We start from the raw sequence: 12832 nt of genomic DNA, 5'->3' as shown, positions 1-12832 counted from the left end.
TAATAGCGGGATGAAAAATGATTGCTTCTTGGTTTTCCCTACTTCAAAAAGCATTGGATTATCTGATTTCTTTGTTCAATTAGGAAAAAAGTCATCCTGATTAAGCATTTTTTTCGAATCAGCTCAAAAAAATAATTAGGAGCTACAAGTCAATGCAAGAAAAATCATTTTGAATGATTCTTTTGAAACATGGGTTTACTCTTTCTTTATTAAAAAAATAAAGGCGCAGGATTTTATTCCACGCCCCTATTCTTATTTTTGTTTTTGTTTTTCCAAAAAATTTGCTGCTGCACCAACTAAATTTGCATCATTTCGATAATCACAGATGACTATTTCCGGAACAAAATCCTTCAACTCAAAATGTTCCAGTTTTTTCTTCATTCTTCCATTGATCTCGTCCAGCAGCCCTTCTTTCGCTGAAATCCCGCCGCCTAAAACAATTATTTCCGGATCTAATGAAAATTGAATACTGAAAAGTCCCTGTGTCAGATATTCATAGAAATTTTCTACTTCTTCTGCTGCCACATCGTCTCCCTGTTCAGCCAGTTGAAACACTTCCTTGCCAGAAACTGTTTCACGGTCAAGGCCCTTTCTATCGCAATAACGCCAAGCCATTTGAACCGCAGTTCCCAGAGAGCTGAAGGTCTTTCCATTATTCAAATACATCAGACCAAACTCGCCTCCATATAAATGAGCGCCTTTAACAATTCTGCCATCATGAAAAACAGCTCCGCCAATACCTGTACCGATTACAACGAAAGCAACTTCCTTTTTACCTTTGGCAGCCCCCTCAGCGATTTCAGCGATACCCGCACAATTAGCATCATTCTCGATCGTTACAGGTAATTGAAAAAGCTCTTCCAGCTCATCATAAATGTCAAAATGATGAATATAGGGAATAGCGGAAATCCCAAGAATTTGTCGTTTTTCTTCATCAACAGCTCCCGGAGCACTCATTCCAATTCCTTCAATAGAGTACGTTGCAGCTTTGATCACTTTGGAAAGGGATGCTTTCATCTCTTTCCACGTTTTAGGTGTGACAAAACTCCCAGTTTCATGAAGTTCATTCTTCTCCCACACACCATATTTCACTGCTGAACCGCCCAAATCAAATGCCAAGATTGCCATTGTTCTCCACCCTCTATCTTTATTTTTTGTGTTTTCTGTAATTATAGGGACCATGATATTCTTTGTCAGGATTTCTACGCAGACTGAATTTTAATGGAACATAATCAATTCCGCCTTTTACAAATGGGTGACAGCGTAAAATTCGTGCTATCCCCATAACACCGCCCTTGATTCCGCCATGTGTATGAACAGCATCCACCATGTATTCTGAACAAGTAGGATGGTAGCGGCATCTAGGTCCCAAAGCCGGGGAAATAAATCGTTGATAGAAACCAACGACAGAAATGATCATTTTTCCAAACATCTTTTACTCCCCCTTCTTCCCCGCTCGCAAAAACTATATCGCTTTTCCCACACTTATGCAAGTCCTCAATCATTGCATAGATTAATAAGTTTAAGTAATCTAAAAATTTATCCTCCCCTTGTACCGAGGACTATTCAAACACCCGAAATCGTGCTAAACTATGACATAGTGAATGGAGGAATAAACATGGGTTTAAAATTTGAACGAGTGGATGATTTAGATAGATTATTTGAATCTTTCGCTGTTGATCCTAAGAAAAAGGAAAAGCCGCAAGAAGAACTTGCTGAGAAAAAGGAAGACCAAAAAGAAACAGAACAATAATCAGAAAATCTGGTTGTTGTTCTGTTTTTTGATTCACTCAAGCAAATCAGATTATAAATATTGTTCGATTGCTTTCCAGGCTTCCTGTTTCCCTTGTTTTGTTTCTGAAGAAAAGAGGATAAAATCATCAGACGGATCAAAATTCAATGTTTTTTTAACCATACTTTCGTGTTTATTCCATTTGCTTCGTGGTATTTTATCTGCTTTTGTTGCAACAATTATTACAGGGATATCATAATATTTTAGGAACTCATACATTTGAACATCTTCCTGAGAAGGGGCATGACGTAAATCCACCAATGAAACAACCGCTTTCAACTGCTCTCTTTGTGTCATGTACGTCTCAATCATTTTCCCCCATTTAGCCCGTTCCGTTTTTGACACTTTTGCATAGCCATAGCCGGGAACATCGACAAAATGCAACGCATCTTCAATCAAATAAAAATTCAGTGTCTGTGTCTTCCCAGGTTTTCCTGAGGTTCTAGCCAGATTTTTTCTATTAATCAACGTATTGATAAATGATGATTTTCCAACATTGGATCGTCCGGCCAATGCTATTTCCGGCAGCTGTGTATCCGGATATTGTGCAGGTGACACTGCACTAATTACAATTTCAGCGTTATGTACATTCATGGTGAGCTCCTTATTCGTATTAATGATTTCATTTTTCTCTAGAAAAATGCAGTTTATTCTGCTTCCATACTTCATTAATCTGTGTTATGAGCTGCAGGACAGCTTTCGAACTGCTTCAATTCATAGAAAAAAGCTGAGATTCATACCTTCCATCAGATATTTCCTCCCAGCTTTAGAATTGCATATTAATGATTCACTGAAGCAATTTTAATCCGATTGTTTAACCGGCCTTTTGATCCTTTTTATTGTAAATGATCGCTGGTTTTCCTTTTCCTTCAACAGCCAATTCAGTAATAATTACTTTTTTGATTGTTTCATCAGATGGGATATCAAACATGACATCCAGCATTATTCCTTCAATAATAGATCTTAATCCGCGCGCTCCTGTATTCCGCTCAATTGCCTGCTTGGCAATTCCACGTAATGCATCATCCTCGAATTCCAGCTCCGTATTGTCCAAGGCCAACAGTTTTTGATACTGTTTCACCAAAGCATTCTTCGGTTCAGTTAGAATACGAACAAGATCATTAACCGTAAGTTTTTCCAAAGCAGCAGTAACCGGCAACCGACCAATAAATTCAGGAATCAGACCAAATTTAAGCAGGTCTTCCGGGATAATCTGCTGCATAATACTTTCATCTTCTGAAAGCTTGCTGTTGTTTGTTCCGAAACCAATAGTCTTGTCACCCAGACGGTTTTTAACGATACCTTCAATACCATCAAATGCTCCACCGACAATAAACAAAATATTGGTAGTATCAATCTGAATAAACTCCTGATGAGGGTGCTTTCTTCCACCTTGAGGAGGAACGCTGGCTACTGTCCCTTCCAAAATTTTTAACAGTGCCTGCTGCACACCTTCACCGGAAACATCTCTTGTAATAGAAACATTTTCGCTTTTACGGGCAATCTTATCAATTTCATCAATATAGATAATCCCTTTTTCAGCACGCTCCACATTATAATCTGCTGCCTGCAGAAGTTTCAACAGAATGTTCTCCACATCTTCTCCTACATACCCTGCTTCTGTTAAGCTGGTTGCATCAGCAATCGCAAATGGTACATTTAATGTTCTTGCCAAAGTCTGAGCGAGAAAAGTTTTACCGGAACCCGTTGGTCCAATTAGGCAAATATTGCTTTTTTGTAGCTCAACATCGTCTGAAGTATTATTCTCAGTATGGTTCACACGTTTATAGTGATTATAAACGGCCACTGAAAGAGAACGTTTTGCCTGCTCCTGACCAATGACATATTGATCTAAAATATCTAAAATCTCCTGAGGCTTAGGAACATCAGTCAATTCACGTACAGCTTCATCATAAAATTCTTCATCAATAATCTCTTTGCACAGATCTATACATTCATTACAGATATAGACACCCGGTCCTGCAACAATTTTCTTTACTTCCTCCTGTGTTTTACCACAGAAAGAACAACGAACAGGTCCATTATTATTTGTGTTGTCGTACACGTATGTTCCTCCTTAAAAAATAAAAAGTAACTGAGAGAACAGTCTTAGGGAATCATATCACAAATAAGACAAAAATGCGAATTTTGCAGCAGCAGTTTTTAGAATAAAGATATTCTTAAATAAATCTTCTTTATGTTATACTATGGGATGTAGCGTTTAACTTATAAAACTTAATAAATGGAGGGCATAATGCATGTTGGAAAAAATTTTACTAGGTACATACACTCGAAGAGCTAGTAAGGGAATTCATGAAATTCTATTAGATACAGATAAAGGACAGCTTTTAGAGGTTGAACTGGCAGCTGAAGGAAATGGTCCGACTTATGTAACCATGAGCAAGAAAGGAAACTTGTATTCAGTAATCGAATTGGGTGAGGAAGGCGGTGCAGCTGCATTCGAAAAAGATGGAGAAAAGAGCTTTAAACTGATTAATGCAGTAACAGAAAAAGGAGCCCCTCACTGCTATGTTGCCGTTGATGAGAACCGCCAGCTGCTTTATGGTGCCAATTATCACCGAGGCATGGTTTATACTCATCGTATACTGGCTGACGGATCACTGGAACTGGCAGACATAGTTACTCACGACGAGGAAACTGGTCCACATAAGAACCAAAACAATGCCCATGTTCATTATACAGATTTAACACCAGATCAACGACTTGTTGTCTGTGATTTAGGAACAGATCGTGTGTACACTTATGATGTGGATGATGATGGCAAATTGACAGAGGTTGCTCAATATGTTGCAGAACCTGGAACAGGTCCGCGTCATTTAGTCTTCCATCCAAATAATCAGTTTGCGTATTTATTTGGCGAATTAGACAATACTGTAACTGTATTAGCATATAATGCAGCTGATGGAACATTCAGCCAAACACAGAAATTATCTACACTGCCTGAAGATTTCACTGATTTTAACGGCGGTGCTGCCATTCGTATTTCAAAAGATGGACGCTTCCTTTACGCTTCAAACAGAGGGCATAATTCAATCGCTGTTTTTGCAGTCAACGAGAGCGGAAATGAAGTTGAACTCATTCAACTGATTTCGACAGAAGGAGATTTCCCAAGAGATTTTGCTTTGAACAGCTCTGAAGAATTTGTTGTTGCTGCCAATCAGAATACAGATAATTTAACACTTTATCGCAGAGACAAAGAAAACGGTCTGCTGACGGTAATTCAAAAAGATATCTATGCACCGGAATGTGTTTGTGTCTACTTTAAATAGAAAATAACTAAAAGATGAGCAATTTCAATATATGTATCCTAATCGTTCCAAAAGGTTGGTCAAATATAGCAGCTTTTTGACGATCGATACATTGTGAAGGCTCATCTTTTTTTGCCGATTTTTAATTGCTTAATAACACTTTTGTCTTTTGAACGGATACTTTTTTCAGTTTACCTTCTGCTTGAATGTTGAAAAATCTTCTGTTAACGTTCTGTTGCAAGCCTGCTTAGCTGTTCCTTTTTACAGATAGATAATTTTTGCTTTGACGAATGACCGCAATCTCCCTAGTTTCCATGATTCCTTCCAATGCAACCAATGCTTCCAAAAACCGTTCATCTTCTTTTGCATACTCGTAAAATTGTAAAATCAGACGTAAAGGAGCACCTTTGATCAGTCATTTATCAGGAGTTGTTCAGTAATAACTGCTATTATCGTACCTGGGAAACATTACTTCCGAAATATCTTGAGTATACTGGTTTTCAGACAATTTCTCCTCTAAAATCCGCTTATATTCAATCCCCCAGAAACAACTTGAGAGAACGCGAATATTCTTCCATCCCCTCTTTTCTGCTATTCTTCTTTTTCATGACACACTCATTCTTTTTTTAATGACTTTATATAAAAAGAAAGAAGTAAGATAAATTGGAAAATTCTGTAATAGCCAAGATAATAATCTGATTGTTTCCAGAAGTAGTTTCGACCTATCTGATTTCATTAGCTGTTTCTTCTATCTAAAGTACACGATATCCATGCACCACCAATCGATAAGAATTAATCATGTATGCACTATATTTCTGTGATTTCAGTTCATAGAGGACTGCTAAGCAATACATTTTTAACCAATTTATCGGAACTGGAAGCAGGAGATATTTTTATTCTGTCGATTTTAGATTCAGAAGCTTTCCTACAAGATATGAGGAATTGAAGTGATCAAGCCAACGACAGTTGAATCATTGAGAATTACCGAAGGAGAGGAACAGATGATATTAATAACCTGTATCCCATACGTTCACAAAACCGCTAATCCATGCTCTGAGATTTATTCATTGAGATTCAAACTCTCTTTGTATCTACCCCCGAATAAATGGCGGTACAAAAGCCCCACTTTTATAAACAGTGCTTTTCAACTAATTTTCTACCTTAAAAGAATTACTACCTATTCGGTGTGTGTTATTTTTTAGTTTTTCTTTTACTGATATTATTTCCAAATTTTTCTATTTTAATTCCCTTTCCAAAATAAATCAAAAAAGAAACTGTTCAAGCTACAGGAAACTTTATAAGGCTCTTTCAAGTTTCACTGTAAAAACAGTTTCTTTTTTATCAGAGGATGACTTCTTTCCAATCAGGCATCGTGACATATAGAATAAGTCTATTCATTGTTTAAAAGCAGTACGCTAATTCTCTTCTGCTCTTCTTTAATCTGCTTTTAACCAATTATTCTGTATTAGTTTTATTCTCTAACAGTTTAGTGTCGCTTACATCAGACAATTATTCATCTATTCTGCCTAAGAGATTTTCTTCTGCTATCTCCTCTTTATTATGTCTTTTCTTCAAACGTTTTTGCAGCTCTTTATCATAATTCCGCGCAGCAGGAATGAGGTAATTAAGAATACCGCAAAGTAGTGTACCAATTCCTGCAATTAAAAACATTTTTTCTACTCCTATATTATCTGCCAGCGGTCCTGCCATAATTAAACCTACAGGACCGGTAATACTCATCAGTGAATTCAATACACCTAATACTCGACCAAGATATTTAGGTTCGTAGCTTTGCTGGATCATTGTCATCAGCAATGTATTGAAATAAGGCGTTGCGAAACCGGCAATTGCATTCAAAATGATGAAGAGCATGAATCCTCTATTCGTCCCAGGAAGCAAGCCGCTGGCACCAATCGTCAGTCCAATCACAAAATACGCAAAAAATATAGGCTTCATTCGATCTTTCCAGTTTCCAAAAACACCTATAACTGCACCTCCTGCCAACATTCCTACTGCATAGATGACTTCAACCAAACCAGCCTGCCCTACTGTTCCTCCAAAGTAATTCATCGTCATCAAGGGATAAAGACTAGCTGCCGGCATGAAAATCAGCATAAATACAGCACCAATAATAGTGATGTACCAAAGACCTTTGTTTTCCATCAGTTTTTTTAGGCCAAACTTCGTATCTGCCAAAAGATGTATTTTTTCCCCTTCAGAAACAATTCTTGGAATAGCTACAAAAATTAACAGCCCTACGCCCAAAAATGCGCCCAGTACATCCAGCATAATCAACAAATTCATCGGCATAATGGTGAAAAGAAAGGCTCCCAGAGCCGGCGCAATGATAAAATTGGCAGATTGAACCATACCCAGCTGACCATTTACTTTTGTCAGCTCTTCTTCAGGAACCATGGTCGGTAAAATCGACTGAATGATCGGCATCTGGAATGTTTGAGCTACAGCACGCATAAATAACGAAACGAAAACCAGCCAAAGAGGAAACTCATCAGCAAGAGTTCCTGAAACTGCTAAAATCAGTGCGAAAATCGCAACAATAATATCTGTAACGATTAAAATAGTTTTTTTATTCAACCGATCGACAAAAGGTCCAACAAACGGACTTAACAAAACCATTGGAATCATGCCCACTAATGTCGCAAAGCTGAGGATGGTTGCCGATCCGGTCGCTTTCGTCAGATACCAGATAATTGAATACTGAACAATCATGCTGGTTATTCCAGATAAAAATTGTCCAGTAAGAAATAGATAGATATTTTTTCTCCAGTGAGGAGGAATCATAATATTCTCAGTCATAAAAACACTCCTAATATTTATTCTTTCATGAAATAGTGATAGAACGCAATCGAGGTTGTGACAGAAGTGTTCTGTCTCAAGAACCCGGTAGGTATCATGCATCATCTACTCTGACGAGTCAATCGTAGTGATTTATGACAATAAGTCGGAATATACGAAAATTGTCAAGGAACACTAGTCATAAAATGACTAGCTGTGAATTGATACCTCCCTGGAGCTACTCATATTTTCAGTATAGTTCGACTTATTTCCGAAGAGACAGCTTCTGGAACACCGTTTATTCGGTTTTAGGATCTCAGATATACTTATGTCACAGTCCAATCGTGCTCCTGCTTGAGAAGCAAAAAGAAAGTTTGAAAAATCACTTTTTTCAATACCCCTATGCTTCGAAAGAATCTTCTGATATCGGAATGTTTTCCAAAATCAGAAGAGACTTAGGTTATTCTCATTCTTATTGAGTGAATTCCTGCTTTTTTATATAACATGAGAGCCGGCCCCTTTCCTCGAATTCTGTTCCTCTTTAATCGTACCTTATTGTATTGGGAGAGACAAGAAAAAAACTAATATTGGATCATTTCCACTCTGATCTTCGACAAGCGGAACAATTCAATCCTATTAAGATACAACCAACTTTTTAATCTACTAAAAAGCCGTACAAACCTAAATGTCTGTACAGCTTTTTTAGTTAGAGGGATAGTTCTTTTAAAATTTTTTAGACAGAGAAGCAGCTTCTCCATCAAACTGATTTTCTACTCCCACAAAAAATCAATTATGGAAAAACAGCTCTCATCTGCCTAATTTTCAATCCTGTTTTGAGATCAGCAGGAAAAAGATTTCCCTTTTTAAAGTATCCCCTGCTTAAGAAAGCGTGAGTCAGACCAACAACAGTCTCCGTCACCTTCATTTTTGTCTCAAAAATATTCAAAACTTAAAAGCTGACAGCTGTCCAGAAACTGTTCGCTCTTTCAAGATTTTGACCATTCAACGTTCCTTTTCAACCATTACCTTTTTTATTTTTCTATTTGTATCCTTTTTTATATAGATAAAGAATTATTCAAAGGAGTGACTCCCATCATCCATGTAAATAACACCCATCCAGTAAAAGCCCTGCAGTTCTTCATTCTTGGTTTTACTGAGTACCTTCTCTGCAATCACCGCGAATCGCTGATCATCCAAATCATAGGATGTACGTAAAACTGCCAGACCTTCTTTTTCCAAAGAATCAACCAGCTTATCAGAAATTTTATCCTCATCAAAAAATTTCTCTTCTACATGATAAAATTCTTTATCGGCTACATCTTCCGTAATTTCATAATCTAAAAGGTTTTTATCAAGGACATAAAGGCTGTCTTCCACCAATACTCGCTTTGATGCTTTTCCGGAAACATTGAGCAAGACATTATTCAGTAATTCATTATCATTATTGGTACTGTCCAGAACATTCCATTCCCCATTTACTTTGACCTTGTTCCAGGCATGTGGAAGATCTCCATCCAGATAACCAGTAACAACAATCGTTTCAAGCCCGGCTTCATCTGCCAGAAGCTTAAAAGCACTGGCATAGCTGGCACAAACGCCAACTTTATTAATCAAAACTCCATAAGGCGTAAATGAATCGTTAAACGCTTCATCAACTGTCACAAAATCATTTTCTTCCGCATTTTCCAAAGCAGCATTGTCATATTCAGCAATTTCACAAAGATACTGATTGATTGCATACTCTTTTTCAAGATCACTCATTTTATCCGTAATGATCTCTTTAACAACTTTTTTTACTTCAGCTCTTAATTCTTTTTGCTGCTTCTTCATTGCAGAAGTATCCATATTATAACGAATCATTATTTTCATGCCGTCATCTGAAATTGAGGCCCCTTCAGCACCCAAAATTAATGGGTTTTGATAAATTGCTTCCATCCAGGCATCCGCCAAATAAGTCTGATCTCGTGCTTCGGGAAAATCTTTTAGATCAATCGTTGTCTTGCCGGAAATCATATGAATCGCCAGGTACTCACTAAGTGCACTGTTTGCAGTGATTTTATCGGTTGTTTCCTGAATACTGTCAGATGATTCTTTTTCATCCTCTGTCTCTGCTTCAGCTTCAGGAACAACTTCCATTTCAGTTGTTCCTGCCCGACTGCGCAACAAGTTCTGCCGAGTTTCCAAAGCAGACAAATTATCCTCTAGCGTTTTTTGCTTAAAGGTTTCCACTCTTGCTTTCCCTGAAAAACCAGTTCCATCTATTGTATAGGGAATCACCACTACCTCTACTTTTTCGGCAGTCATATCGGACATATCTTCTTTTTCATACGAGTAAATAGACTCTGTTGCAACTTTCGCCTTAGATACTTCATAAGTAACGAGCTTCTGAACAAGAGAGCCGTCGCACATGGTCACCCAGCGATAAGAAGGCAGCTGACTATAAGAATCCGCTCTTAATTTACCTTCTTCTTCATTACTTAGATCAATTTCTTCATTGGAAGGTATACGTTCCGCCATCGAAGCAATATCCATCGCATTACTGATTGCTGATGTTCCGTCTTTAGATACAGCAATCACAGCATAATTACTTTGGTATGTCTGATCCTTATAAATCGGTTCATCCCCTTCACCATATTTTTCAATGTTGTAATCTTTCCGACGTTCGTACTCAGAAACTGAATACGTTCGTAAATAGGCAACATTCTCAGGCGTCCAGGTCGTCTCTTCTGTCTGCGCTCTGACAGAACCGCTCCATCGATATCCATTTTTCTCAGTATAATCGAGATCCAAAATATAGTAATATTCTGCATCTTCCACTTCATTCCAAGAATATTCCGGCATTCCCTCTTCATTGATTTTCATCTTCAAACGCAATGAATCGGGAATTTCATGAATTACTGAAAAGAGTGTGACGATTGGTTTCTCAAGCTTTTCGCCAGTGTCCAAATCTACACGGACGATCATATAATACTGCTGTAAGTTTCCCCAATCTCCATATTCCCCTTTATCAAACAAAGTGTACTCGGCACTATCATAGCCATAGGAATTTTTATCCAAATCAGAAGAAGATATAGAAGCGGGCGCTGTTTTCGGCGGCAGCACTTCAATTTGTGTCCGTTCTTCGTCCATTTCAAATCCTGTACCCAGCGATTGTGTCAACTCCGGATCCTGGAACACTTCAACAACTTCAGTGTAATTCTTCATTCCTAATTCTTCAGGGTCAAATCCGATTTCTATTTTGAGCGGTTCATCACGTTCAACCATCAGTCTTTCTTCAGAATAGATATAGGCTTCATCGTATTTATTCTTGATATCTAAAGCAAGCTTAGTCGAAGATATTTCGTTTCCTGCTGATTCATCTTTTTCAGCTGCCCTCTTTGTCCCCTGACATCCCCCCAATATTAGAGTTATTCCCGCCAACACCACAAAAATTTTATTTTTCATCTTCCTCTTTTCCGCCTTTCTACCAGTAATACCTTTTAAACTCAAAAAAGGTTACAGGTAAAATCACTTTTTATTCAAGTCTGTCTTTTATATACGCTAAAAATTCTGTTTCAGAAATTTCCTTTGCCTGAATAAAGTAATAGATTCCGTCTTTTTGATAGCCGGCAAAAAAAATATTCTCTTCATTCTTTGCCAGCCAAACATCTATTTCATTAAGCTTATTTGGCTCTGTTTCTCTCAGAAAATCCGGAATTACTTTGCTGCTTCTGCCTTTACTGACTTCAATATTTTCATTTTTACTTCCACCAATTTGACCGAAATTTTTGTCTATCGAAAAAGTATCGCTCTCCTGTTCAACAAATGCTATGCGAAGTGAATGCTGGGATTGATAATACCCATAACTGCCTGCACCAACTATAATAACAAGAACAGCTGCCAATATCGCAAAGCGAACCGATTGTGAGAGCTTTCTTTTTACAGGTAAAGAAACAGGTTGTTCTTTTATGTCTGTTTTTGGAGGTACTTCCTGCTTTTTTTGTTCTTCACGTTCTCTCAGCTCAAGTCTGGTCTTCTCGATTAAACTTTTGGGAGCTTTAATTTGATTCAACTGTTTTTTATATTCGTCTTTCATTCAAAAAAATCTCCCTTCATTTTTAATCGCAATGCATCTCTTGCTCGAGATAATCTGGTCTTAACCGCAGATTCCGACAGCTCCAGCAACTGGCTGATTTCTCTGACAGAATAGCCTTCAAAATAAAACAAATGAATCACCGTTCGTTGATCTTCACCTAAAGAAAGACATGCCTCTAAAAGATTCTCAACATTTTCATCCTGAGAAATCGTCTTTTGTTCCAGCAAATACTCATCCATTCCCACTCTTTTTTTACTCCATGAAGTATCAAAATATTTTTTACAACAATTAATGGTGACTCGAATCAGCCAGTGCTTCGCATGCTCTTTACTTTTCAGTGTATGTATATGTTCTACCAGACGCAAAAATACTTCCTGAAATATATCATCGGCATCACTGGATTGCTTCATTTGAACAAAGGCGATACGATAAACCATATCCGCATATTCATCAAGCAGTTCTTCAGCACCCAACAGCTCTCCTTCTTCCTTTCTCATGTTTCCTCCTTACTATAAATACCCCTTAACCGTAGAAAAGTTACCCGGTTCCAGTATAAATTTATTAAATATTACTCCAAACAATTATTTATTATACCAGACTCAGACTTGCAGTTGTCTGCAATCTTTAAAAAGGAATTTCCAATATTTACTTATTTCAATAGAGTTTTTGAGAAAGTTTGAGGGCAAATAACCCTTGAATGCAAAAGACATTTTCTGCACTCAGGGCTCTATTGTAATATTGTTGTTTCGACATTTTAAAATGGTTAATTGAATAATATTGGCTCTATAATTTATTGGACTGATAGAAAAAAATCTATCGGTCCTATTTTCTCATTAAAAAACAAGGAAGACACACAACATTTCCGCTAGAATAGAATCACCACAAAACCAACTAGAAAGG

General features: G+C 37.5%; 10 protein-coding genes. 2 read left to right on the top strand and 8 right to left on the bottom strand.

Translation table 11 applies throughout. From position 1 onward, the window contains the following. Positions 1 to 252 precede the first annotated feature (252 nt). Together LI954_RS12390 and yidD are read right to left on the bottom strand one after the other, a co-directional pair. Positions 253 to 1128, bottom strand: coding sequence for an ROK family protein (locus tag LI954_RS12390; RefSeq protein WP_229444633.1), 876 nt, complete (start codon positions 1126 to 1128; stop codon positions 253 to 255). Between the two features lie 19 nt (positions 1129 to 1147). Next, entirely contained in the window at positions 1148 to 1432 is a 285-nt protein-coding gene (gene yidD / locus LI954_RS12385) for a membrane protein insertion efficiency factor YidD (RefSeq protein ID WP_229441642.1), read from the bottom strand. A gap of 186 nt (positions 1433 to 1618) precedes the next feature. Between yidD and LI954_RS16125 the strand changes: the two genes are divergently transcribed. Then, the gene (locus LI954_RS16125) at positions 1619 to 1753 is read left to right on the top strand and encodes an SPJ_0845 family protein (protein ID WP_267491492.1); all 135 of its coding nucleotides are present in this window, start codon (positions 1619 to 1621) and stop codon (positions 1751 to 1753) included. A 51-nt stretch (positions 1754 to 1804) separates the two neighbouring features. On the opposite strand, the gene yihA is transcribed toward LI954_RS16125, so the two are convergent. Together yihA and clpX are read right to left on the bottom strand one after the other, a co-directional pair. Continuing rightward, positions 1805 to 2386: a ribosome biogenesis GTP-binding protein YihA/YsxC gene (gene yihA, locus LI954_RS12380; RefSeq protein WP_202067165.1), complete on the bottom strand. Its 582-nt coding sequence runs from the start codon at positions 2384 to 2386 to the stop codon at positions 1805 to 1807. A gap of 220 nt (positions 2387 to 2606) precedes the next feature. Then, a complete protein-coding gene (gene clpX / locus LI954_RS12375; RefSeq protein WP_202067166.1) occupies positions 2607 to 3857 on the bottom strand; it encodes an ATP-dependent Clp protease ATP-binding subunit ClpX in 1251 nt (416 codons plus the stop codon). A 193-nt stretch (positions 3858 to 4050) separates the two neighbouring features. On the opposite strand from clpX, the gene LI954_RS12370 reads away from it, so the two are divergent. Further along, positions 4051 to 5082 carry a lactonase family protein gene (locus tag LI954_RS12370; RefSeq protein WP_202067167.1) on the top strand — a complete coding sequence of 344 codons (1032 nt, stop codon included), beginning with the start codon at positions 4051 to 4053 and terminating at the stop codon, positions 5080 to 5082. Positions 5083 to 6570: 1488 nt separating this feature from the next. Here LI954_RS12370 and LI954_RS12365 read toward each other — a convergent pair. From LI954_RS12365 to LI954_RS12350, 4 genes are all read right to left on the bottom strand, one after another. Continuing rightward, entirely contained in the window at positions 6571 to 7878 is a 1308-nt protein-coding gene (locus LI954_RS12365; RefSeq protein WP_229444632.1) for an MFS transporter, read from the bottom strand. 1050 nt (positions 7879 to 8928) lie between these two features. Next, positions 8929 to 11301, bottom strand: coding sequence for a transglutaminase domain-containing protein (locus LI954_RS12360; protein ID WP_229444631.1), 2373 nt, complete (start codon positions 11299 to 11301; stop codon positions 8929 to 8931). A 70-nt stretch (positions 11302 to 11371) separates the two neighbouring features. Further along, entirely contained in the window at positions 11372 to 11932 is a 561-nt protein-coding gene (locus tag LI954_RS12355; RefSeq protein WP_229444630.1) for a hypothetical protein, read from the bottom strand. Then, the gene (locus tag LI954_RS12350; protein WP_202067171.1) at positions 11929 to 12429 is read right to left on the bottom strand and encodes an RNA polymerase sigma factor; all 501 of its coding nucleotides are present in this window, start codon (positions 12427 to 12429) and stop codon (positions 11929 to 11931) included. The genes LI954_RS12355 and LI954_RS12350 overlap by 4 nt, the downstream gene beginning before the upstream one ends. Between the last annotated feature and the right edge of the window lie 403 nt (positions 12430 to 12832).

This window comes from Enterococcus sp. CWB-B31 (genome assembly GCF_020567645.1).
Taxonomy (GTDB): domain Bacteria; phylum Bacillota; class Bacilli; order Lactobacillales; family Enterococcaceae; genus Enterococcus_L.
Note: the sequence above shows the minus strand (reverse complement) of the source record. Positions and strands in the feature narration are given on the sequence as shown.

Coding starts and splice junctions, on each gene's coding strand:
- yidD (WP_229441642.1), bottom strand. CDS start 1,432: ATGTTTGGAAAAATGATCATTTCTGTCGTTGGTTTCTATCAACGATTT.
- LI954_RS12390 (WP_229444633.1), bottom strand. CDS start 1,128: ATGGCAATCTTGGCATTTGATTTGGGCGGTTCAGCAGTGAAATATGGT.
- LI954_RS12350 (WP_202067171.1), bottom strand. CDS start 12,429: ATGAGAAAGGAAGAAGGAGAGCTGTTGGGTGCTGAAGAACTGCTTGAT.
- LI954_RS12365 (WP_229444632.1), bottom strand. CDS start 7,878: ATGACTGAGAATATTATGATTCCTCCTCACTGGAGAAAAAATATCTAT.
- yihA (WP_202067165.1), bottom strand. CDS start 2,386: ATGAATGTACATAACGCTGAAATTGTAATTAGTGCAGTGTCACCTGCA.
- LI954_RS12370 (WP_202067167.1), top strand. CDS start 4,051: ATGTTGGAAAAAATTTTACTAGGTACATACACTCGAAGAGCTAGTAAG.
- LI954_RS12355 (WP_229444630.1), bottom strand. CDS start 11,932: ATGAAAGACGAATATAAAAAACAGTTGAATCAAATTAAAGCTCCCAAA.
- LI954_RS12360 (WP_229444631.1), bottom strand. CDS start 11,301: ATGAAAAATAAAATTTTTGTGGTGTTGGCGGGAATAACTCTAATATTG.
- LI954_RS16125 (WP_267491492.1), top strand. CDS start 1,619: ATGGGTTTAAAATTTGAACGAGTGGATGATTTAGATAGATTATTTGAA.